At 41.7% G+C, this 21,037-nt stretch carries 29 protein-coding genes; all 29 read left to right on the top strand.

The genetic code is table 11. The annotated features are described in order from the left end of the window. Window positions 1-45 precede the first annotated feature (45 nt). The 29 genes from NST70_RS13775 (at window position 46) to NST70_RS13635 (ending at window position 21,037) form a co-directional block, all read left to right on the top strand. Entirely contained in the window at window positions 46-225 is a 180-nt protein-coding gene (locus NST70_RS13775) for a DUF3954 domain-containing protein (protein WP_328228134.1), read from the top strand. 233 nt (window positions 226-458) lie between these two features. Next, a complete protein-coding gene (locus tag NST70_RS13770; protein WP_342475350.1) occupies window positions 459-914 on the top strand; it encodes an SAM-dependent methyltransferase in 456 nt (151 codons plus the stop codon). 39 nt (window positions 915-953) lie between these two features. Next, window positions 954-1,115, top strand: a complete 162-nt coding sequence (locus NST70_RS13765) for a hypothetical protein (protein ID WP_155375945.1) — start codon at window positions 954-956, stop codon at window positions 1,113-1,115. Between the two features lie 37 nt (window positions 1,116-1,152). Then, entirely contained in the window at window positions 1,153-1,311 is a 159-nt protein-coding gene (locus NST70_RS13760) for a hypothetical protein (RefSeq protein WP_155375944.1), read from the top strand. Window positions 1,312-1,644: 333 nt separating this feature from the next. Next, window positions 1,645-2,106, top strand: a complete 462-nt coding sequence (locus tag NST70_RS13755) for a DNA-binding response regulator (protein WP_328229256.1) — start codon at window positions 1,645-1,647, stop codon at window positions 2,104-2,106. A gap of 101 nt (window positions 2,107-2,207) precedes the next feature. Further along, on the top strand, window positions 2,208-2,693 hold the full coding sequence (locus tag NST70_RS13750; protein WP_328229257.1) for a DUF2321 domain-containing protein: 486 nt from the start codon (window positions 2,208-2,210) through the stop codon (window positions 2,691-2,693). 100 nt (window positions 2,694-2,793) lie between these two features. Beyond that, window positions 2,794-3,009, top strand: a complete 216-nt coding sequence (locus NST70_RS13745; RefSeq protein WP_328229258.1) for a hypothetical protein — start codon at window positions 2,794-2,796, stop codon at window positions 3,007-3,009. Window positions 3,010-3,073: 64 nt separating this feature from the next. Continuing rightward, entirely contained in the window at window positions 3,074-3,508 is a 435-nt protein-coding gene (locus tag NST70_RS13740) for a terminase small subunit (RefSeq protein ID WP_328229259.1), read from the top strand. Further along, window positions 3,501-4,733, top strand: a complete 1,233-nt coding sequence (locus NST70_RS13735) for a PBSX family phage terminase large subunit (RefSeq protein ID WP_328229260.1) — start codon at window positions 3,501-3,503, stop codon at window positions 4,731-4,733. The genes NST70_RS13740 and NST70_RS13735 overlap by 8 nt, the downstream gene beginning before the upstream one ends. Before the next feature lie 6 nt (window positions 4,734-4,739). Then, entirely contained in the window at window positions 4,740-6,137 is a 1,398-nt protein-coding gene (locus tag NST70_RS13730) for a phage portal protein (RefSeq protein WP_328229261.1), read from the top strand. After that, the gene (locus tag NST70_RS13725; RefSeq protein WP_328229262.1) at window positions 6,103-7,050 is read left to right on the top strand and encodes a phage minor head protein; all 948 of its coding nucleotides are present in this window, start codon (window positions 6,103-6,105) and stop codon (window positions 7,048-7,050) included. The genes NST70_RS13730 and NST70_RS13725 overlap by 35 nt, the downstream gene beginning before the upstream one ends. Next, a complete protein-coding gene (locus NST70_RS13720) occupies window positions 7,043-7,246 on the top strand; it encodes a hypothetical protein (RefSeq protein WP_328229263.1) in 204 nt (67 codons plus the stop codon). Before NST70_RS13725 ends, NST70_RS13720 begins: the two co-directional genes overlap by 8 nt. Before the next feature lie 110 nt (window positions 7,247-7,356). Then, entirely contained in the window at window positions 7,357-7,938 is a 582-nt protein-coding gene (locus tag NST70_RS13715; RefSeq protein ID WP_328229264.1) for a DUF4355 domain-containing protein, read from the top strand. A 14-nt stretch (window positions 7,939-7,952) separates the two neighbouring features. Beyond that, a complete protein-coding gene (locus NST70_RS13710) occupies window positions 7,953-8,879 on the top strand; it encodes a phage major capsid protein (RefSeq protein WP_328229265.1) in 927 nt (308 codons plus the stop codon). A 119-nt stretch (window positions 8,880-8,998) separates the two neighbouring features. After that, complete coding sequence (locus tag NST70_RS13705; protein ID WP_328229266.1) at window positions 8,999-9,316, top strand: head-tail connector protein; 318 nt, start codon at window positions 8,999-9,001, stop codon at window positions 9,314-9,316. Beyond that, the gene (locus NST70_RS13700) at window positions 9,310-9,837 is read left to right on the top strand and encodes a hypothetical protein (RefSeq protein WP_328229267.1); all 528 of its coding nucleotides are present in this window, start codon (window positions 9,310-9,312) and stop codon (window positions 9,835-9,837) included. Before NST70_RS13705 ends, NST70_RS13700 begins: the two co-directional genes overlap by 7 nt. Next, complete coding sequence (locus tag NST70_RS13695; RefSeq protein WP_328229268.1) at window positions 9,837-10,181, top strand: hypothetical protein; 345 nt, start codon at window positions 9,837-9,839, stop codon at window positions 10,179-10,181. Before NST70_RS13700 ends, NST70_RS13695 begins: the two co-directional genes overlap by 1 nt. Then, window positions 10,178-10,663: a hypothetical protein gene (locus tag NST70_RS13690; RefSeq protein ID WP_328229269.1), complete on the top strand. Its 486-nt coding sequence runs from the start codon at window positions 10,178-10,180 to the stop codon at window positions 10,661-10,663. Before NST70_RS13695 ends, NST70_RS13690 begins: the two co-directional genes overlap by 4 nt. A 1-nt stretch (window position 10,664) precedes the next feature. Further along, complete coding sequence (locus NST70_RS13685; RefSeq protein WP_328229270.1) at window positions 10,665-11,675, top strand: DUF3383 family protein; 1,011 nt, start codon at window positions 10,665-10,667, stop codon at window positions 11,673-11,675. A 13-nt stretch (window positions 11,676-11,688) separates the two neighbouring features. Continuing rightward, window positions 11,689-12,084 (top strand): DUF3277 domain-containing protein, encoded by a 396-nt coding sequence (locus NST70_RS13680; RefSeq protein WP_328229271.1) that lies wholly within the window; start codon window positions 11,689-11,691, stop codon window positions 12,082-12,084. 99 nt (window positions 12,085-12,183) lie between these two features. After that, entirely contained in the window at window positions 12,184-12,438 is a 255-nt protein-coding gene (locus NST70_RS13675) for a hypothetical protein (RefSeq protein ID WP_328229272.1), read from the top strand. Between the two features lie 189 nt (window positions 12,439-12,627). Then, complete coding sequence (locus NST70_RS13670) at window positions 12,628-16,542, top strand: phage tail tape measure protein (protein WP_342475342.1); 3,915 nt, start codon at window positions 12,628-12,630, stop codon at window positions 16,540-16,542. Beyond that, the gene (locus NST70_RS13665; protein ID WP_328229274.1) at window positions 16,542-17,093 is read left to right on the top strand and encodes a phage baseplate protein; all 552 of its coding nucleotides are present in this window, start codon (window positions 16,542-16,544) and stop codon (window positions 17,091-17,093) included. The genes NST70_RS13670 and NST70_RS13665 overlap by 1 nt, the downstream gene beginning before the upstream one ends. An 8-nt stretch (window positions 17,094-17,101) precedes the next feature. Beyond that, entirely contained in the window at window positions 17,102-17,467 is a 366-nt protein-coding gene (locus NST70_RS13660; protein WP_342399587.1) for a hypothetical protein, read from the top strand. Continuing rightward, entirely contained in the window at window positions 17,457-18,287 is an 831-nt protein-coding gene (locus tag NST70_RS13655; RefSeq protein ID WP_328229276.1) for a hypothetical protein, read from the top strand. The genes NST70_RS13660 and NST70_RS13655 overlap by 11 nt, the downstream gene beginning before the upstream one ends. After that, the gene (locus NST70_RS13650) at window positions 18,288-18,632 is read left to right on the top strand and encodes a hypothetical protein (protein ID WP_328229277.1); all 345 of its coding nucleotides are present in this window, start codon (window positions 18,288-18,290) and stop codon (window positions 18,630-18,632) included. Beyond that, window positions 18,629-18,988, top strand: coding sequence for a DUF2634 domain-containing protein (locus NST70_RS13645; RefSeq protein WP_342475341.1), 360 nt, complete (start codon window positions 18,629-18,631; stop codon window positions 18,986-18,988). The genes NST70_RS13650 and NST70_RS13645 overlap by 4 nt, the downstream gene beginning before the upstream one ends. Next, window positions 18,981-20,147 carry a baseplate J/gp47 family protein gene (locus tag NST70_RS13640; protein WP_342475340.1) on the top strand — a complete coding sequence of 389 codons (1,167 nt, stop codon included), beginning with the start codon at window positions 18,981-18,983 and terminating at the stop codon, window positions 20,145-20,147. The genes NST70_RS13645 and NST70_RS13640 overlap by 8 nt, the downstream gene beginning before the upstream one ends. Then, on the top strand, window positions 20,144-21,037 hold the full coding sequence (locus NST70_RS13635) for a hypothetical protein (RefSeq protein ID WP_342475339.1): 894 nt from the start codon (window positions 20,144-20,146) through the stop codon (window positions 21,035-21,037). The genes NST70_RS13640 and NST70_RS13635 overlap by 4 nt, the downstream gene beginning before the upstream one ends.

The following is a 21,037-nucleotide window of genomic DNA, read 5'->3' as shown; positions in this document are numbered from 1 at the left end:
TGGTAAATTAGTGGACACCTATATTTTACCATAGGGGGAATACCGGTGGAAGAATTAAACAAACAAATGGTCGCTGAAATAGATTTGATGGAAAATGCGGTTTACCGGGTGGTTGACGGCCGGCTAATTAAGGTCACAACGCCAGGGATTGGATACGGTAAGCAGATCATCACATGGCAAAACGGGAAACCGACATATTGCGAAATCAGTTTTACAGAAAAGTAGAACAATGCTGCGATAGAAAGGGTGAGAGAATGGCTAAATCTTTATTATGGTTGATAGTCATCTTGGGGTTTTTATCTTTGGTAATTACTCATTCTAGTGGTGATCATATTGGGGCGTTCCCTCGAGTAATGTTGCTTTCATGCCTGGGAATATTGGCTTTATGCGAGTCGATTGAAAAGGTAAATAAGTAATTCACATTAGACCGAAACTACGCGGGAAGGAGAAACAGATAATTGCAAAGAATCTTAGACGCCTGTTGTGGCAGCAAAATGTTTTGGTTTGATAAGCAAAATGAAGATGTACTTTATATGGACAACCGGCAGCTGAACGATGTCTTGTGTGATGGAAGAACATTGAATATTAATCCAGATGTGATTGCCGATTTCCGGGATATGCTTTTTGCAGATGAATCGTTTTATTTAGTTGTTTTTGACCCACCACATCTTATTCATGCAGGCGTAGATTCCTGGTTGGCCAAAAAGTACGGCCTATTAGATGAATTATGGCAATTCGATATAAAGCAAGGATTTGAAGAATGCATGCGGGTTTTAAAAACAAACGGAACACTCATTTTTAAATGGAACGAGGATCAAGTGCCTTTGAAAGAAGTACTGCAAGCTATTGACCATAAACCTTTATTCGGCAACAGAAGAAGCAAAACGCACTGGCTTGTATTTATGAAGGATTGATCTCACGTACGGGCACCATTGCGGGGGAGTGATAAATCATTGAAAAAACATAAATTTTTTATGAATGTTTTGTATGTTTCTGGTGCTGCATTTGAAGAAATTGTTGAATTACCAGCTGATTTAACTGATGAAGAAGTTGAGGAAGAATTTAAAGAATGGATTTGGAATAACCTTGATGTTTACCGAGAAATAAAAGATTAGTTCGCAGTTAGACCATATTGTGCATAGAAGAAAGGTGATGAATTTGAAAATAAATCGTAGACGGAAAAGAGCAATTAAAAAGGCAGAAAGAGAAATGGAAATACTCGAAGATTGGAAGGAACGTGTGTTACTGGTCGGTGGTTCATTAAGAAAAGACAGAGACGGTAAATATTACGGAGTTGCATATTTCGATTAATTGGCCTGTCACTAGGCAGATTGACGTGGAAAAAATAAATATTGCTACTGGAACAACCAGGGCACTGATTAATCGCTATTATGGCGGTTATTCGGTGTCCTTTTTTATTTGAGATAAGGGAGATGAGGAGATGCGAAGGGAACTGAAGGAGCAGCTCAAGGAATGGAAACAACAGCACCGGGAAGTGACCGGATTTGGAAAGAAAAAGAAACGCCGTAAGAAGGCGGAGAAGGGCAAATCAGAGCATTTAAGTGAGTATGAAATAAAAGATCTTATGGGATATTACGAGCCCGTATTCAGGCGAGGAAAAGGCGGAGCATGGAGGAATGGACGATGAACAAAAAAGAGATTTCAGCTGCATTAAAGGACTATCATTGGATGATCAATGAAATTCAAAGGCAGCGCAAAATGTTGGAGAATGAAGTTGGAGGGAATCTAACAGCACAGTATGGCATTGACGATACCATGCCGAAAGGAAAAGGTGGCACAGGAGATCCGATCTTTCGCGAAGTCATCCGCCGGGAAAAGAAATCAAAGTGGATTGCCAAAATTGAAAAGAAAGTGCTGTTTATTCAGGAGCATATTAATTGTGTGCAGGGTGAAAGGGAAAGGGCGGTGCTCGAATGTTTGCTTGATGGAATGAGTGTGATTGCGATAAGCCGGCATATGGGACTTTCTGAAAGACACATTTTTAGAATTAGAGATTGCATAGTGGACAGAATGGCGGAAATGTCACGAATGGCAGGAATGTCAGGGTTTGCAGGGGAATTGCGGGAAGAAAAAGACATATGCTAAACTCAAAGGCAGGACAGGGAGTAGAGAAAGCACGCATAAGGATCTTTTATTTATCCTTCCAATATCCTATAATAAGTAAAATGGGTAAGGTGGGATGAATAGTGTCAATAAAAACTGCGCAAATATGTTTAAATGGGCATATTGTTAATGGAAATATAGAAGAATATCCAGAACACAATAAAAATTTTTGCCCATATTGTGGAGAAAAAACAATAAGTAAATGCAGTAAATGTGGGACAAGAATTAAGGGCGATGAGTCAAGCGATGATGATTCTGTAGTTTTTTATATCAGTATGTCGCATTCGCCTAAATTTTGCCCGGAGTGTGGGAATCCTTTTCCGTGGACAAAGAAAGAGATTGAGGCAGCTAAAGAATATGCTGATTTAATAGACAAATTGAATGATGAAGAGAAGGAACAATTAAAAGGATCAATTGATGATATGATTCAAGAAGGCCCTCGGACAAAGCTTGGTGTTGCCAAATTTAAGAAGTTTATAACAAAAGCTGGTGCGGATACAGCTCAAGCTTTTAAAGACATACTAGTTGATGTACTAAGTGAGTCTGTTAAAAAATCACTTTGGGGATAACGAATATTTTAATTTCGATACCTTCGGATCACAACGAAAAACGAAAATTTACAGGATTATACTTTTTTTGAATTAATTTTATTAAAGGAGAAAAAATAGGATGGCTTATTTCAACATTGTTTTTAAGCTTGTCGATGGTAGTTTAAAAAAATTTAATAATTACGAAGCAGAAACATATAATGAAGTTGCTAGCGGTATTATTAACAGTGAAATAGGATGGTTTGGCACAAGAGGAGATATAGTAAACTTGTCTAATGTACTATCTTGCAAAATCAAAGAAGTAGACGAATTGGGCAATGAAATATTTCAGAAATAAAAACAGAAAAGCGCCATGATAAGGCGCTTTTTGCATAGCAAAAGGGGGCGAGGGAGGATGTAACATGGATAAATTAACTCCAAAACAAAAATCATTCGCCGACTATTATATCGAACTCGGAAATGCAACTGAAGCTTATCGGAAGGCAGGTTATGCAGTTAAGAGTGATGCTGCAGCACGGGCCAATGCGAGCAGGCTGCTAACAAACGCTAACGTAAAATCTTATATTGAGCAGCGAATGAAAGAACTGGAGTCTGAACAAATCGCTTCACAGGAAGAGGTTCTTCGGTTTCTTACGAGTGTTCTGCGCGGCGAAATAACAGAGGAAGTACCGTTGCTAGTCGGTGAGGGCATGCAAGAGCTTTCCAGCAAAGATGTAAGCATCAAAGACCGCGTCAAAGCCGCCGAACTTCTTGGTAAGCGATATGCGATGTGGACAGAGAAACAGCAGGTCGAGGGGAGCCAGCAAGTGATTTTTGTTGAGGATCTTGATGAGTAAGGTCAGTCTAAAAAAGGTTGTTGGGGGCGGATACAAAGATTTCTGGAACTACCTGGGACGCTACCGGGTAGTGAAAGGAGGACGTGGATCCAAGAAGTCAACAACAACAGCGCTCAACATTATTTACCGAATGATGAAATATCCCCTCGCAAATACGCTTGTGATCCGGAAGGTTTTCAAAGATCATAAGGATTCAACCTATGCACAGCTAAAATGGGCTATCCACCAGCTGAAAGTGGATCATCTTTGGGAATGGACAAAGAGTCCGTTGGAAATTCGTTATAAGCCGACCGGGCAAAAGATCTTATTCCGCGGCCTGGATGATCCGATGTCCGTCACTTCCATTACGGTGGATGTCGGCTATCTTTGTTGGGCATGGTTTGAAGAAGCTTATCAAATTTTGAATGAAGATGATTTCAACAAGGTAGATATGTCTATCCGTGGTGAACTGCCGCCAGGATACTTCAAACAATTAACGCTCACCTTTAACCCGTGGAATGAAAAACACTGGTTGAAGAAGCGTTTTTTTGATGTTCAGAGTCCTAACATTTTAGCCATTACGACAAATTATCTCTGCAATGAATTCCTAGATCAATCGGATATAGATCTGTTTGAAGATATGAAGATCCGATTTCCTAGACGATACAAAATCGAAGGTTTAGGAGAATGGGGAATTGCAGAAGGGGCCATTTTCGAGAACTGGAAAGAATCCCACTTTGATAAATCTGAAATTGCCAAACGCAGCGGAGTGAAATCAGCGTTTGGCCTTGATTTTGGTTTTACCGTGGACCCGACAGCACTATCCTGTGCCCTTGTTGACTTGAAAAACAAAGAACTTTTTATTTTTGATGAACATTATGAAAAAGCCATGCACAATGATGAGATAGCTGAAATGATCAAACGGAAAGGATACGCAAAAGAATTGATCATTGCGGACAGTGCCGAGCAAAAGAGTATATCTGAACTCCGCCGGTACGGGATCCGACGCATTAAGCCGGCCGAAAAGGGACCGGACAGCATCCGTTCCGGCATTCAATTTCTCCAGCAGTTTCAAATTTACGTTCATCCGTCTTGCAATAACTTTTCTGTGGAACTTGCCAACTATGTATGGGACAAGAATAAAGAAGGTAAGATGATTAATCAGCCTATCGATGACTATAACCACTTGATCGATGCCTTGCGGTACAGTATGGAACCTATTAGAAAGCGAATGAGAGTGAGGTGATAAAGTATGCAGGAATTCATGAGTGCAATCAAGACGTCGGGAATTTCCGGAGATCTTGTAAGCCGAATTATTGAAGCCCACGAACCGGATCATGACAGAATGGTTAATCTATATCAACGATATAAGGCTGAGATTGATGGCGTTCCCATTCTCCAAAGACAGCCGATTGAATATGAGGATTTCGAAACAGGGGCCATTCGCCGTATTGATAATAAAGTGAACAATCGGTTAAATAACTCATTTGACAGTGACATTGTTGACACGAAAGTTGGTTATCTTTTTGGTCATCCTATTACTTATGAAACAGACAAGGATTCAACCTTGAAGAAACTGATTGAAGAATTTAATCTCCGGAACAACATTGAGGATAAGGATTCTGAATGGGGGAAGAAAGCAGCGATATGCGGGTACGGTGCACGCCTGGCATATGTTGATCCTGAAGGCAAAGAAAGAGTGCTGAACATCAATCCTTGGGAAGTGGTCATCCTTTCAGAAAGTGATATCACTGAGCCATCTTATGCGCTTCGTTATTACAAGGTAATTGATTTTCAAAACGGCAATCGGGCAGAACTTCACAAAGCAGAATTCTATGATGAAAAGAATGTGTATTTCTTTATCGCCAATGACGGGGCAAATTATTCTCTTGTTGATCAAAGACCGCACTTGTTTGATTTTTGCCCATTATACGGATTACCGAATAACGAAGAACTGAAAGGGGATGCCGAGAAGGTTCTTTCTCTTATAGATGCATATGACCGAACATTATCGGATGCATCAAATGAGATTGAACAGTATCGCTTGGCCTACCTTATTTTAAAAGGTGCTGGAGCTGATGAGGAGACGCTCGAAAACCTCAAAAAGACAGGGATATTTGAGCTTTTCGATGAAAAAGAAGATGTCAAATATCTCACGAAGGATATCAATGACACGATGATTGAGAATCACCTGGACCGTTTGGAAGAGAACATTCTTCGATTCGCCAAATCCGTCAACTTCCAGGATGAAAAATTTGCCGGAAATATTTCTGGTGTGGCCATGAAATTTAAACTAATGGCCTTGGAGAACAAGTGCATCACAATGGAACGAAAAATGACTGCTGCGCTGCGATACCAATTCAAGGTACTTTGTTCTGCGTGGGCAAAAAGGGGCTTGGCGGGGGCCGACGATTACTTGAATGTATGGTTTGGATTTAAACGGAACTTGCCGGCTAATATTCTGGAAGAAGCACAAACAACAGCGGCTTTGAAAGGTTTTGTTTCTGAGAAAACACGTCTTTCATTGCTTAGCTTTGTAGATGATCCTGAATACGAAATGGAGGAAATCCAAAATGAAGCAGACAATTTAGTTAATCTTGATGGAGTGATTGACAGTGAGCAATCTAAACAAGTCAGCCGAGCAGATTAATCGTGCCCTGGGCCAGCTGCTTAAAAAAGGTGAAAGGGAAATTGCCAAGAAATATGCAAATACCCTGAATGAGATCCGGAAGGCCTTAACAGAAGTTTACGAAAGGTATGAAACTGATGGAGTTTTGACGTATGCTGAAATGGCTCGATATGACCGCCTGAGAAAGCTGTTGAACAAGGTAAACAGATTGCTTGAGATAAACTATAAGAGCCTAAAACAGACAATCTACGACGTCCTGGGGGAATCGTATTTGGACGGCTATTATTTAACTGCCTGGGCAGTTGAAACAGACACTTTAAGCAGGCTTGCTTATGCGACAGTTGCAGCCGACGTCATTACTGCTATGATCGAGAATCCGGTTTCGGGCCTCACCCTTTCAGAGCGCCTTGAAAAGAATCGAACAAATATTATCTATGCAATTCAGCAGGAGATTACACAGGGGCTTGTTAAAGGCGAGACATACGGAACCATGGCTAAACGGCTCAAAGATCAATTAGAAGGTGATGCCACGAAAGCTATGCGGATTGTCCGCACCGAAGCACACCGAGCCTCTGAAACAGGAAAACTGGATTCGGCTGTACATGCCAATAAAAACGGTGTGGTGATGATGAAAGAATGGAACAGTATGCAGGATGAACGTGTGCGACCAGGCCGTGGCATTGGAAAAGCTGATGCAAAGCATGCTGCCAACCATCGAATTCTTGATGGAAAGAAGATCCCAGTTGACGATGACTTTGTTGGTAAACTCGGAAAGGGACCGGGTCCGGGCCAGATGGGCGCTGCAGGAGAGGACATCAACTGCAGGTGCTTTCTAACATATTCAGTGGAGAAGATAATCAAGCCGGATGCGAAAGAACTGGAGAATATGACTTTCGAAGATTGGAAAAAAGAGAGGATGAAGAGTAATGGCTGACAAAACGAATGGAAAATATACGAATATCGAGATGGAAATGGCAATTGACGAAGTGAGAAGATCGCTTCCTTACCTGATCGAAAACACCGCAATCCAGGCGAAAGTGTTGAAAGCAAGGTACGATCACTTAGTAGTTGAAGGCTTTAAACCAGAAGATGCTTTGGAAATTATAAAAACGCGTCCATTGTATGAATAGCCTTTTGCCTTTTCCCCTTCTGCAGGCATTAAAGAACAGATGGGATAAAAACCATTAATTGAACTTCATAGGGGCAATATAAGCCAATGTGAAGGGCAAGGAGGCACAAAATGAATTTTGAAGAAATCAAAGCTTGGATCGAGGAGCATAAAAATGAAGCTGATGTTTCGGCTTATTTAGGAGAACTTTCTGCTGTAACTGCGGATAAGGTGAAAGGGTTCCTTGAAACGGAAGAAGGAAGTAAACTAATTCAGCCACGGTTAGACCAGCACTTTACAAAATCGCTTGAAACATGGAAAGCAAATAATCTTCAGAAGTTGATTGAAGAAGAAGTGCAAAAGCGTAATCCGGCAAAAACGCCGGAACAAATTGAATTGGAAAAGCTTCGTGCAGAAATTGAAAATGAGCGGAAGGCCCGCACACGGGAAGCATTGGTCAATAAAGCCTTAAAGGTAGCGAAGGAAAAGAACCTACCGGACGGCATTATTGACTTTTTTATTGCTGATGATGAAGAAAATACGCTGGCCAATCTCACGAAACTTGAAGAGGAGTATACAAAAGCTGTGCAGGCTGCCGTGGATGCCACATTTAAGGAGAATGGACGCACTATCGAAACGGGGACAGGCGGAAAAGGCGGAAATGATGCTATTGACGTCGGGTCTCTGGCGGCAGAAGTAAACATTCGTAATTAAGGAGGAAAACAGAAATGGCATTTAATCCATCAGATGTTCTTATGCAAGATGCTGTTACAGGCGAGGTTCCGAAAGAGCAGGGAACACTCGTCCTTAAAGAATTTATGCAACAATCAGCCGTTACGAAACTGGCAAAGTATGAGGAAATGACGAAACCGAAGAAAGAATTCACCTATCTCGCAAGCGGTCCAGGAGCTTACTGGGTAGGAGAAGGCGAACGAATTAAAACATCAAAAGCAACCTGGTTAAAGGCAACGATGGTGTCCAAAAAGCTTGGGGTAATTATACCGGTGACAAAGGAATTTATGCGCTACACCGTTACAGATTTTTTCACACAACTGCGGCCTGCTATTGCCGAAGCCTTTGCAATTAAATTCGATCAGGCGGCATTATTTGGAATCGACTCCCCGTTTGGTACTGGTGTCTCTGTTTACGATAGGATTAATGCAAGCGGAAATAAAGTAACGATCGGCACGGGCGCCGGCGGGACGAGCGATTCCCTTTACGATGATTTGAACGCGTTGATGGCACTTTTGGAAGATGCGGATAAGGATGCAAATGGATTTACAACAACCCGCCGGTTCCGGCAGAAATTGCGAGGAACAAAGGATGCAAACGGACTGCCGATTTTCAATGATGCTACAGGTGGTGCCACTTCACAAGCCTTGGGACTTCCAATCGGCTATGTGGACAGTAAATCTTGGGACTATACAAAAGCACATATTCTAGTTGCCGATTGGGACTATACGCGCTACGGAATCCCCCAAGGAATGGAATACAAGATTTCCGAAGAGGCAACATTGACAACGGTTGTGGATGAAGATGGGCAACCGATTAACCTTTACGAACGCGATATGGTTGCATTGCGGGTTACTCAGCAAGTTGGTTTTATGACACTTTCTGATGATGCATTTGCGGCCTTGACACCGGCTGCCGGCTAATGGGAAGGAATGAAGGTCAATGAGAATTAAAAAAGGAAAGACTGTATTAGACGTCACTGAAAAGGCATTTAGAGTGATCTACCAGGAACTTGGTTTCAAGAAAGCTGATGGTGAATCCGATGGATCTGCAGGAACTGAAAACTCGTCTAAAGATAAGTGATAACAGTCAGGATGAATTCCTGACTATTGCCCTTGAAGATGCAATCGATTATGCAAAATCATGGTGTAATAACCAATTTTTGGATGAATCTGGGTCTGAGTCACTACCTCCGACTGTAAAAAAGGCTGTATCGCTAATCGTTAAAAGTATGAGCGAAAACAGCAATGTAGCCAGCCAGTCTCTGGGCGATATGTCAAAAAGCTTTTTTCAGGGTGCAACAATGGGCGAGGCTCATAAATATTTGAGACCCTTTAAGAAGGTGAAATTCAAATGTTAGCTCGGATCACAATTAAGGATGCAAACAATATTGGCAGATTAAAAAAAGACCTTCAGAAACTCGGCAAGTCTACATTAAAAGTCGGCGTATTCGGCGGAGAAAAGCATGAAGGATCGGATATAGATCTGGTTGATTTAGCCAGCATTCATGAGTATGGTTGTGATATACCGGTTACTCCAAAAATGCGGGCGTGGTTCGCTTACAATGGTTATCCATTAAAGAAATCAACGACCGTTATCCGGATCCCAGAGCGGTCATTCATTCGTTCTGGTTTTGATGAGAATGTGGACAAGATCGCCGATAAAGTACAAGAAGTGATACCAAGCGTATTGGAAAGTGAAGTGGATCCTGATATTTTCATGAATGCGATTGGTTTAGAATTTGCTGGTTTAATCCAGAAAAAGCTCCGTTCTATTCAGGATCCGCCAAACAGCCAGATGACCATTGACCGAAAAGGCTCGAGCAATCCTTTGCAAGATACCGGGCAACTGGTCGAATCTATCAGGCACGAGGTTGAATGATGAGCAAGCCATTTGAATTTGCGGACTTTATCGATGAGTTCAAGGTAAAGTTTTCTTTCACAAAAGCAGTCGATGGATATTGGAACGATGAAGGCGACTACATTCCAGGAGAAACGAAAACGGTTGAAATGGCTGGAATTGTTCTTCCGTTAACTGAAGATGATCTTAAATATTCGGAAGCTGGTACCTATTCCACAGAGGATAAGAAAATTTATACGCTAGAGCCTTTGGAGAATGGTCAAGCTATTACTTACAAATGCAATGATTATACCGTTCAATCATTTAAAGATTATAGCGAATATGCAGATGTTTATATCTACATTGCGAGGTATCGAGAAAAATGAACATACCGGACATTAAAGCAATGATAGCCCGGATTAAACAGGACACAGGCATAATGATTATCAAGGGAAATACGACAGCGCCGGCTCCTCCACTTCCGTATGGCGTTTATAACATAACTTCACCGTATATTAAAGAACGCAGTCGGGGCGCCCAATTTATCGATGATAACGGTAATGACACTCGAATTGAGCAATATCGACAAACAATCTCGTTTAATCTATACGCAGAAGATAACGAAACCACAATGGAGTTGGCTTTTAAACTCCATCAGTGGTTTTTATTTTTGGGCCAATCCTATTTACAGGATAATGGCTTGGCCGTCTATGAGGTTGGAAATATTGAAGATCGCACCACGTTTTTGGTAGACAGCTATCAGTATAAGCACGGTTTTGATGTGCAGCTAAGGGCTACAGACGAACAAGTCAAAGTAAGCGATGACTTAGATGAGATCATAGAAAAAGTGAATTTAGGAGGTATATAGAATGCCATTATCAGATGTTACAGTAACCATTGATTTAGTAAAGCCGGCTGGTTTAGTCGGTTTGGGTAAGCCATTAATTCTAGCAGAAAAAGCTGGCACAAGCACATACAAAAGTTATAGCGATATCTCGGATGTAAAGGCAGATTTTCCTGATACAACAAATGCCTATAAAAAAGCAGCAGCTGTATTCGCTCAAAATGATCGACCGAGTGAACTGGCTATCGCCACATATGACCCTGCAGCAACAGACGGAATCAATTCAGCGCAGGAAGCGGCGGAGGAGTATTATGATAACGATTGGTTCTTTTTGCTTACTGCCGATGCTGAACAGGCTGAAGAATTGGCTGTGGCCGATTTTGTTGAGGGCCAGAAATTTAAAATGTATGCTGTCAAAACAACTACAGAAGATGAAAGAAAAGCGTTTTTGGCAAAGGCTTATGATTATGTTATTGACTTTTACCATCCCATTGCCGGGGAAGAAGCTGAAGCTGCTTTAATCGGTGAATGTGGTTCACAAGCGGTTGGTAGTATCACATGGAAATTTAAATCATTAACCGGCATTACTCCGTTGAATATTACAAAATCAGAGTTGAATGCAATCCATCAAGATGGTGCTATTGCATATGTAACAAAATCCGGATTAAATCAGACATCTGAAGGAACAGTGGTAAGCGGCGAATATATTGACGTCATGCATGGAAAGTCCTGGATTAAAACGAACATGGAAAATGGTATTCAGCAGGCTTTTGCAAATAACAAAAAGATCAAATTTGATCACAACGGCATTGATTTGCTCGAGGGGCAAGTAGTGACAACACTGCTACAGGCATATACAAATGGTATTATCGCTGAAGACGATGAAGGAAACCCAATATACTCGGTAGCGGCTAAGACGCGTGCAGAGTCTTCTGCAGAAGAAAGATCAAGTCGCGTATACAATGGGTTATCTTTTTCATTTGAACTGGCCGGGGCAATCCATGAAGCAAATATTACCGGCGAAATTAAAGCTTAAGGGGGAATAAACATTGGCTACTTATGATCCGAATTTAGTTACTGTTACTGTCGCCGGACGGTTTATCACTGGATTTGCAGAAGGAACCATGGTTGAGTGCGAAAAAGATGAGGACAAGTTTTCAACAAAAGTTAGTGCGAAAGGTGAAGTTTCTTTGGTTGTCAAAAATAATCCACTGGGGACTATCACTTTAACGCTAGCACAGGATTCCCCGTCTCTTGCGTACATTATTCAAATGGCTAAAGCCACTACTCCTTTTCCTGTCTGGGTCAGTTATAAAAATGGTCCAATTAGTGAGAAGGCAGGCGGCACTAAGGCAGTAATCAAAAAATCTCCTAAGAAAACATTCTCGGATGATATTGAGGAACGGTCAGTTGAGATCCAAGTGCTCGACTACACGGAATCATGATGAAAAATGGGCGCGAAGAGAAGAAAATCATCGAGAAAACGGGCTGAACTTCAGTCCGTTTTTTATTATATTCAAAAACGCAAATTGGAGGGAAAACCATTGGCTAAAATTGGTGAACAAAAGAAAGTAACTATTGATGGAATCGAATATACACTGCAATTTCCAGGCGTGAGAGAAGTCGTCAGGATGCGGGACAGGAATAAAAATAACGTAGGACAGCTTGTTGAAGAAAAATACTATGAAGATGTTATGAAAAATGTGATCGTTGATCCAAAAACGAATTGGGATTACTGGGAAGAACACGATGGGTTTAAGGAAATAATGGACGAAGCTGCCACCTTTCTTAACGACTAAGCCAAAAGCAAAAGGATATTACAAGCAAAAAGCAAAACAAAACTGGGATTTTTGGCGGCCTATACTCGCTAGGATCGTTACTTATTCGGAAGCAATCCAGATGGGTTTAGACGAGCTGATGGAAGCGAACGCTGCCCTTGACATCCAGTATGAAGAAGAAGAAAAAGCGATGAAGAAAGGGGGTAAACGATGAGCCTCCGAGAGTTAAATGTCAAAATTGCTTTTATGGCTGATATTGCAGCCTTGAATAAAGTAAATCAGCAAATTAATAAAACGGTTGGGATCATTAATGGAGCAACCAATAAAATTAATAATACGTCATCAGCTTTTGATGAGATGTCAGCGCATGCGAATCATATGTCTTCTACTGTTAATCAAACAGCAAATGGATTTAACCAGCATGCGGCAGATATGCATAATCACTCAGAAATGATTAGTGACGCTATGCAAAATGTTGGGTATGTGGCTCTTGGAATGGGTGGATCAGTAGCAGCCGGCATGACGGTAGCCATGAAAAAAGGTGCAGACTTTGAAGCACAGATGAGTAAAGTTGGTTCCATTGCCGGAGCGTCAAAATCGCAATTGAACGATTTGACCAATACAGCTTTGAACCTTGGGGCGAAAACTTCTAAGTCTTCCAGTGAAGTTGCTGTTGCCATGCAAGATTTAGCTTCAAAAGGGTACAATGCGCAAAAAATTATAGCGGCAATGCCGGGGATCATAAAGGCCTCGGAGGCAAGTGGAGAAGATTTGGCCAAGGTTTCCGATGTGGTAACTTCAGCCATCAACGCTTTCCAAATGAAAGCTGGTGATGCAAATAAGGTTGCTGATATTATGTCTGCAACCGCGAATAAAACTTCAGCTGGTGTCGAGGACTTGGGGTATTCATTCAAATATGCTGCCCCCGTTGCACATTCTTTAGGGATCTCCCTTTCAGAGCTGGCTGCTTCTACAGGCATTATGACAGATGCAGGTCTTGCAGGTGAACAAGCAGGTACGACTTTACGTGCCGGGTTAATTTCCCTATTAAACCCGGCTGACAATACATCTAAAATGATGGAAACTCTCGGTATAAAAGTAACCGATCAAAATGGAAAGTTCGTTGGGCTAGCTGGAGTTATCAAGAATTTCCAAAGTTCAATGAAGGGCATGACCAATGCCCAAAAGCTTGCGACGTTATCAACAATTGTTGGCACAGAAGCTTCAAGTGGATTTCTAGCTTTAATGCAGGCGGGACCTACCAAAATAAAAAATATGACGAAAGCATTAGATAATTCTGGTGGATCTGCAGCGAAAACGGCAAAGAAGATGAAGGACAATGTGCAAGGATCTTTCGAAAACCTTGGCGGTGCAATTGAAACAGCCATGATCAAGACTTTTAACAGTATTAAAGTCCCGATCAAGAGTGCGGCCGATAGCGTTACAAAACTAGTCAATTTATTCAACAAGCTTCCTGCTCCAATGCGTACAGCAATTGCTATTATGATTGTGATTACTTCTGGATTAACAATTTTAGGCGGAGTTGCCCTTATTGCCACGGCGGGTTTTATGGGGCTTTCATCTGCGTTAAATAAGACCGCTATACAACTTGGAATTATTTCATTGGAGGTTCTGGCTGTTGTAGCAGTTTTCGCACTGGTAGTCGCTGGGATTTATCTCATGTGGAATAAGTTCGCATGGTTTAGAAACGGTGTCATAGCGATTTGGAATGGTATAAAGACGGCGGCAATCGCAGTATGGGGTTTCCTTTCTCCATACATTAATCAGGTCATATCAGCAGTTGTCGGCTTTGTGCAGAGCAAGATGAATGCCTTAAAAATGTTCTGGTCTCAAAATGGGGCCTCTATTTTGCAGGCTGCACAAAATATTTGGACACCGATCCGGATAGTAGTGACTGCCGTCATGAATGCGATATGGGCTGTCATGAAATTTGTTTGGCCGATTGTCCTCGCCTTGATCAAATCCGTTTGGGGTAATATCAAAGGCGTAATAAATGGAGCTTTAAACATCATTATGGGTTTGGTGAAGATTTTCGCCGGCTTGTTCACATTAAACTTTAGCCAAATGTGGTCAGGCATTAAGCAGGTATTCTTCGGTGCAATCCAGTTCATTTGGAATTATATCCAGCTTATGATGTTTGGCCGTGTACTGTCGGCTGGGAAAGCGTTCATTGTTAGCTTGAAAAATGTGTTTGTCGCTCTATGGAGTGGAGCAAGAACGATTTTTATCGGCGGTATTAATGCGATAAGGGCTTTTGTAGTCGGCGGGTTTAATGGGCTTAAGAATGCCTCTATGTCCATTCTTAAGAGTCTCAGCAGCGGAGTAAGGGCAATCTGGAACGGTTTGAGAAGCGGGCTTTCCGGTATTGTTTCCAGAATTGTGAGTGGGATCAAGTCTGGATGGAATTCCGCAAGAAGTTTCACGGTATCTATTTTTTCTGGAATAAAAAACTTTGTTTCAAAAACTTTTACAGACATTGTAAACGGCGCGAAGGCACTGCCCGGGAAGATCGGTGCTGGTATTAAGTCCATGGCTGGAAAAGCCATGTCTGGTGTTAAACACTTGGCCAATACATTAGTTGGCGGCTTGGCGCAAGGCGTTAACGGTGTGATCGGCGGTGTTAACTGGGTTTTAGGCAAGATCGGTGTCAAATCCAGAATTCCAACTTGGCCCCCTCCTAAATATGCAAATGGAACTGATGGGCACCCTGGCGGCTTAGCATTCGTGGGCGATGGAAGAGGATCCAATGCGGGCCCAGAATTAATTCGGATGCCTTCTGGTCAAGTTGGTTTATCACCTTCCACGACTACACTGGTTAATCTGCCGAAAGGTACTGAGGTACTGCCAGCGAAGCAAACACGGGCACTGCTTAATTCCGGAATAGCTCCAGCATATGCAGGCGGTATCGGATCAAAGATCAAGAACGTTGCCATCAATGTTTGGGAAGGAACGAAAAATATTGCATCAAAAGCAGCCGGTGCGGTAAAAGCTGTAGCTTCGAAGGTAAAAGATGTTGGACTTGATATCTGGTCATATGTCTCAAACCCATCCAAGCTGATGAAGAAGGTTTATGAACAGTTCATTCCGAGCCTCCCGTCGATTAGTGGATCATTTGGAACGATTTTAAAAGGTTCAATGTCAGTCGTTAAAGATAAGGCAATTTCTTATGTTAAGGAGAAACTTGCAATTGCTGACAATCCTCCGGGAAATGACGTCCAGCGGTGGAAAGCGACAGTAATAAGGGCGTTAGGAATGAACGGGTTGCCGACAACCCCGGCATATGTAAATGCTTGGTTAAAGCAAATTGCAACGGAATCCGGGGGCAATGCAAAAGCCATTCAATCTATGGCCGTAAATGACATAAATGCCAGAACTGGAAACCTTGCGCGCGGACTTGTGCAGGTGATCCCGCCAACGTTTAATGCTTTCAAGTTTAAAGGTTTCGGTAACATCATGCGTGGCTTAGATAACCTGCTTGCTGGAATCAACTATGCAAAACACCGTTATGGCGTTAAAGGCATGTTGAGCGTAATCGGTAAAGGCCACGGGTATGCAAAAGGGACAAACTACCATCCTGGTGGAATCGCCATGGTTGGAGATGGGGTCGGATCAAACTCCGGGGCGGAACTTTTCAGATTGCCGAATGGAGTACTTGGATTGACGCCGCAAAAACCAACATTAATGAATCTACCTCGTGGCACGCAGGTTGTTCCAGCCAAAGAAACAAGAGAAATTCTAAGCAATTCGGCTGTAACCAGCTCGATAGATTCTCATTTGATAACAAAAAGTAGTGTGTTGAAAGAAAACGTCAATAGCGTTCCTGCATATGCTTCCGGTATTGGTGATTGGTTCCAAATTACAACAGGCAATTCATGGTCCAATACAGAGACAGGCGATTCTAACAGTTCTTCAGTGTATTCGCCTTCCACAAATACTGCTGGTGCTAAAAATACAGTTTTTACCTATAGCCCGAATGTTGATATTCATATTGATGGGAACGTGGATGACAACACACGGCAAAATTTAAAGGATGAATTCCAGATCATGCTTAATGAACATTACAAAAAACTGCTTGATCTCTTTGGACCAGAGGAGGTTGTATAGTGGCAAAACTCGGAAAGGTCAGTTTAACAATTACAGATGAGGGATTATCCTCATCTGTTTCCGCCACCAGTTATCCAGTTGAAAAAGGGTCGCCATTGTCTGACCACGTTCAAGAAGAAACACAAACGCTAAGCATCAATGGTTTTGTATTAGGCTCTAATTATAAAAGTGATCTGCAATATTTAAGAGACTCTATGAGGAATGGTGCAGTCCTTAAATTCGTTGGCAGAACCATAGCAAGCAATGTGATTATCACAAGCATTGACGACAACCGGACAGCAGATGTCGGAAACGGCAGTGAGGTAAGCATTAAATTACAATTTGTTCGTTTTGCTACTACTTCTTGGACAAAGGTTAAAACAAGCGGAAAGAAGAAAACTGTATCCAAAAAGAAATCAACAAAAACGAAAAAAGTTTATCACGTTACTAGGAAAGGTGATTGTTATTGGAAACTGTGGAAAAAATATGGTACATCCATTTCTCAGTTACGGAAATGGAATCGGTACCCCGATAGGCGCATCCCCATTGGGGTTAAGCTGCGTGTCAAATGAGGTGATGGATGGTGCGTGAATATATTCCGGTAGATAAAGATAATCTGCCGGAGCAGTTTGAAATAGACCTGGGAGAAGAAACGTATATTTTGAGGTTCGACTATAACCAAGAATACGACTTCTTTACAGTGGATCTTTATGATGCAAGCTTGAACCCTATTGTTTTGGGAGAAAAGATGATGCTTAACCGTCAGCTGTGGGCTGACGTTATTCGTGATGTTCCTGCACCCACGTTAATTCCGGTAGACGAGTCAGGGAAAGCGACCCGTATTACTTTCAGCAATTTTATGGAAACAGTTTTCTTATTTGTCAATAATACACTCGATGAAAACGAGCCGAACCTTGATGATGAGGTGGATAATAATGGCGACTAAACTATTTGGCCGTGTAGTTAAAGTTCATATCGAAGGTGATTATAAAGTTGATTTTTCGGGCGACGAACTCCATATAGAGTTTGAATCACCGTTCGATGATGATGAAAAGCCAAATGAGACTACCATTTCAATTTACAATTTGTCGTCAAGCTCAATCGGAAAAATTAAAAAAGGTGCGTCAGTCACTTTACAAGCCGGTTACAAATCTGATTACGGCGTGATTTCCCGTGGAAAAATTTCCAGCGTGAAAACAAATAAAGACGGTGTTGATAAAATTACAACCATAAAAATGCTAGAGGGTCAAGACCTGACTGGCATAAAAGTTTCGAAGTCTACCTCAAATAGTAAAACGAAAACTTTAAAAATCACGTTCAAATCTGGGACAAAGGCGGAAACCATTATAAAAAAACTAACAAGCGTACTTGGGATTCGCCTGGCAGAATGTAAGCTGCCAAAAAATAAGGTTTACAAAAGCGGCTATACTGTCACCGGCCAAATCTTAAATAATTTGGTAGAGGTTGTACGTGATTGCGGGGCCTCTCTTTATTGGCGTAAGGGGAATATGGTTATCCGCAACATTAGAGAGGGAATAGACGAAAATTTTACCCTTGAGGAAAGCACCGGCTTAATTGGCTCTCCTGAAACGTTTGAGGAAGACGTTGTGAGCGGATATACAGTGAAATGTCTACTGCAACATCGTATCACGACTGCTTCTATCATTACGGTAAAAAGCAAAACTGCAAACGGGAAGTATCGTGCCAAAAAAGGCAAGCATGTTTGTAGTGGAAATGATTTTTATACGGAAGTGCAGGTGATCTGATTGGCGTACGATGATAAGTTTTTCAGCAATTTAATCCGTGAAATTGGACTTCACCTTTACGTATCCGCGCCGGCAAAAGTCGTAAAAGTGCATGGTAACCACACTGCTGATGTGAAAGTTCTTTTTAAAACGAAAGACGCTGACGGTAATTTAGATGAGTATACGCCAATTTTGGGTGCCCATATTTTAAAGCATGTGGGAACTATAAATACCGGAGATGTTGTTCATCTGAACTTCACAGATCGTGCCCTTGACAACCTTTCCGGAAACCAAACTTTTGACCCGGAATATACCAGGCTGCATAGTATGAATGATGCTGTCATCGTAGGGGTGTATCAGTTATGATTTCTCCAAAAATAGTACAAGGAGATATTGTTATTGAAAATGGAGAGGTTGTCATGGTAGATGGTGATGAGGAACTTGTTCAAAGTATTCGGATGCTGTTACAAACGAGAAAAGGAGAGTTCTTTTTAGAGCCTGAACACGGCCTTTCTTTTGACAACATCATTGGCAAAGAGGCAAATCAAGATGAGACCCACGATGACATCGTGGAAGCGATATCCCAGGAGGATAGGATAGAATCCGTTGAGAAAATTGATTTCAATGATGATAATAAAGCAAGAATCAGGTCGATCTCTATCGAGTTACAAAAAGCTGACGGTAATGCTTTAAACATTGAGGGGGTGGACATAGATGCTTGATAAGAACGGGTTTAGGCGGAAAACGTATGATGACCTACTTGATGAAATGAGTGATAAAGCTAAAGAGTTATTCGGTGACAACATCAATTTATCAACCCGTTCGTTCATAGGAATTCTAGTCCGCCTCTATGCGTGGTTTTTATCATTGCTGTGGCAAATGGTCGAAAAGGTTTACAATAACTCATTCCCAGGAACGGCAGAAGGTGTTTCACTTGACCGACTCGTTAAAATCAAAGGGATGTCTCGGAACCTTGATGATTATGCAAGTGGAACCATTCAGATTACTGGCGACCCAAATATTACAATTCCTGAAAGTTTTATAGTTGGAACCAAAAATGATATTTGGTTTGCCACCACAGTTGATGTCACATTGGACAATAATGGTGTAGGCATAGTAGAAATTTATGCCGAAAAAACGGGAGCGTCTGGTAATGTAGACGCGGGACAGATTACAGAAATTCAAAACCCAATTGACGGAGTATATTCGGTAACAAATCTTGAACCAACAATAGGCGGAGCTGATATTGAAACTGATGCTGAGCTGTATGAGCGTTTCCAAAATTATCCGGAGAAATCCGGAGCATCGAACGTTGAAAGTATCGCAGCAAAGCTATTAGAAGTATCCGGGGTAAGGGACGCAGTCATTAACCAAAATACAACCATGGTTGAAAAAGATGGTCTGCCGCCGAAATGCATCGCTCCTTTTGTATTCGGAGGAAGTGATGAAGATGTGGCCCAGGCCATATTTTCCGTTGCACCTGGAGGAATTCAGGTGTACGGAACTACTGTTGTACAGGTCACGGATTCCAAAGGAACTGTCCATTATATTGGGTTTACGCGGCCAGAAACCATACAAGTGTATGTGAGAGTTACTCTTACAAAAGGCGCTGATTTTCCAGCTGATGGGGTCACGAATGTAAGAAATCAAATCCTTAGTTATATTGGAGGCACTGATGAAAATGGTAACGAATATCCCGGTCTAGGGCTCAAACAAAATGTGGTTCATGCGAAAATTGTAGCCGCGGTATTAAATACTGTTGGTGTAGATGATGCCATCGTGGAATTAAGCACGGATGGCATTAATTATGCCCAAAATAATATTGTCGTAGATTCGAATCAAGTGGCTAAGACGACATATGACAAGGTTGTGGTTTCATGAGTTTCATAACCGACATGATAAGCAAGCTGACTGACGTGTTCAAGAAGAATCCCGATAGCAATATAGGAAAGATATTTTCAATCGTTGGTGCTCAAATGGATGATTTGCAAAGCACTCTGGATAAAATGGAGCTTTGGCGTGATATCGATGAAGCTGAGGGCGTTGTGTTAGATCGTCTTGGGGTTGAGATCTTACAAGAACCCCGTGGTGGAGTGAGTGATGAAGAATACCGTTTAAAATTAAAGACTCGCATCATCGTAAACTATCTGTCCGATGGCGATATTGAGACGATTATCAAGCTACTAGAAGTTTATCTAGGAGATCATCTTGTGAGTGTTCAAACTGCGGCAAATGTTAAAGAGGGGCCATTTGCAGGAGAGCCCGCAACGTTATTAATAACAATCAAAGGGAAAGATGAACCGATTTCGATTCCGTTTGAACAACTTAATAAAGTTATAACTGGCGGTGTCGGAACGCAATGGGAATACATCAATGAGCGCCTTTGGAACCTAGTGAATCAATACCAGCACATCTTGTATCAATTTGAATTCTTCGCCGGCTGGCTAGGCCCTGGTGGCGTTAAACAGACGAATAATAACGCTGACGTTGTTTCAAATATTAATCTTGGGCAGTGGCAAGACGAAACAATGCAAGATCCTTATCCTATCAGTGGAGTTTATGAGCAGAATAATGATAATGCTGATATAAAATCGGCGTACGATTTATTATGTTATGGTTATCAAACTATGCAAGAAGTTTATAAGATTTGTGGCGACGGAAACACGAATGCGGAAATTGATACTGGATTTCTAATTTCTTCCTTGAACGTTGCTACTTTACAAGCATCTTATCCAATTTGCGGCACATTTGTTGCTGGGGAGGTGATTTAA

It is taken from the genome of Weizmannia sp. FSL K6-0777 (assembly GCF_038593185.1).
Lineage (GTDB): Bacteria > Bacillota > Bacilli > Bacillales > Bacillaceae_C > Weizmannia > Weizmannia faecalis.
The sequence above is the reverse complement of the archived record's forward strand: the minus strand, read 5'-3'. Positions and strand labels throughout refer to the sequence as shown.

Bases quoted from the DNA above. Each gene is read 5' to 3' on its own strand.
- NST70_RS13760 (WP_155375944.1), top strand. From the start codon at position 1,153: ATGAATTTGAAAATAAATCGTAGACGGAAAAGAGCAATTAAAAAGGCA.
- NST70_RS13755 (WP_328229256.1), top strand. From the start codon at position 1,645: ATGAACAAAAAAGAGATTTCAGCTGCATTAAAGGACTATCATTGGATG.
- NST70_RS13745 (WP_328229258.1), top strand. From the start codon at position 2,794: ATGGCTTATTTCAACATTGTTTTTAAGCTTGTCGATGGTAGTTTAAAA.
- NST70_RS13740 (WP_328229259.1), top strand. From the start codon at position 3,074: ATGGATAAATTAACTCCAAAACAAAAATCATTCGCCGACTATTATATC.
- NST70_RS13735 (WP_328229260.1), top strand. From the start codon at position 3,501: ATGAGTAAGGTCAGTCTAAAAAAGGTTGTTGGGGGCGGATACAAAGAT.
- NST70_RS13730 (WP_328229261.1), top strand. From the start codon at position 4,740: ATGCAGGAATTCATGAGTGCAATCAAGACGTCGGGAATTTCCGGAGAT.
- NST70_RS13720 (WP_328229263.1), top strand. From the start codon at position 7,043: ATGGCTGACAAAACGAATGGAAAATATACGAATATCGAGATGGAAATG.
- NST70_RS13715 (WP_328229264.1), top strand. From the start codon at position 7,357: ATGAATTTTGAAGAAATCAAAGCTTGGATCGAGGAGCATAAAAATGAA.
- NST70_RS13710 (WP_328229265.1), top strand. From the start codon at position 7,953: ATGGCATTTAATCCATCAGATGTTCTTATGCAAGATGCTGTTACAGGC.
- NST70_RS13705 (WP_328229266.1), top strand. From the start codon at position 8,999: ATGGATCTGCAGGAACTGAAAACTCGTCTAAAGATAAGTGATAACAGT.
- NST70_RS13700 (WP_328229267.1), top strand. From the start codon at position 9,310: ATGTTAGCTCGGATCACAATTAAGGATGCAAACAATATTGGCAGATTA.
- NST70_RS13695 (WP_328229268.1), top strand. From the start codon at position 9,837: ATGAGCAAGCCATTTGAATTTGCGGACTTTATCGATGAGTTCAAGGTA.
- NST70_RS13690 (WP_328229269.1), top strand. From the start codon at position 10,178: ATGAACATACCGGACATTAAAGCAATGATAGCCCGGATTAAACAGGAC.
- NST70_RS13685 (WP_328229270.1), top strand. From the start codon at position 10,665: ATGCCATTATCAGATGTTACAGTAACCATTGATTTAGTAAAGCCGGCT.
- NST70_RS13670 (WP_342475342.1), top strand. From the start codon at position 12,628: ATGAGCCTCCGAGAGTTAAATGTCAAAATTGCTTTTATGGCTGATATT.
- NST70_RS13660 (WP_342399587.1), top strand. From the start codon at position 17,102: ATGGTGCGTGAATATATTCCGGTAGATAAAGATAATCTGCCGGAGCAG.
- NST70_RS13655 (WP_328229276.1), top strand. From the start codon at position 17,457: ATGGCGACTAAACTATTTGGCCGTGTAGTTAAAGTTCATATCGAAGGT.
- NST70_RS13645 (WP_342475341.1), top strand. From the start codon at position 18,629: ATGATTTCTCCAAAAATAGTACAAGGAGATATTGTTATTGAAAATGGA.
- NST70_RS13640 (WP_342475340.1), top strand. From the start codon at position 18,981: ATGCTTGATAAGAACGGGTTTAGGCGGAAAACGTATGATGACCTACTT.
- NST70_RS13635 (WP_342475339.1), top strand. From the start codon at position 20,144: ATGAGTTTCATAACCGACATGATAAGCAAGCTGACTGACGTGTTCAAG.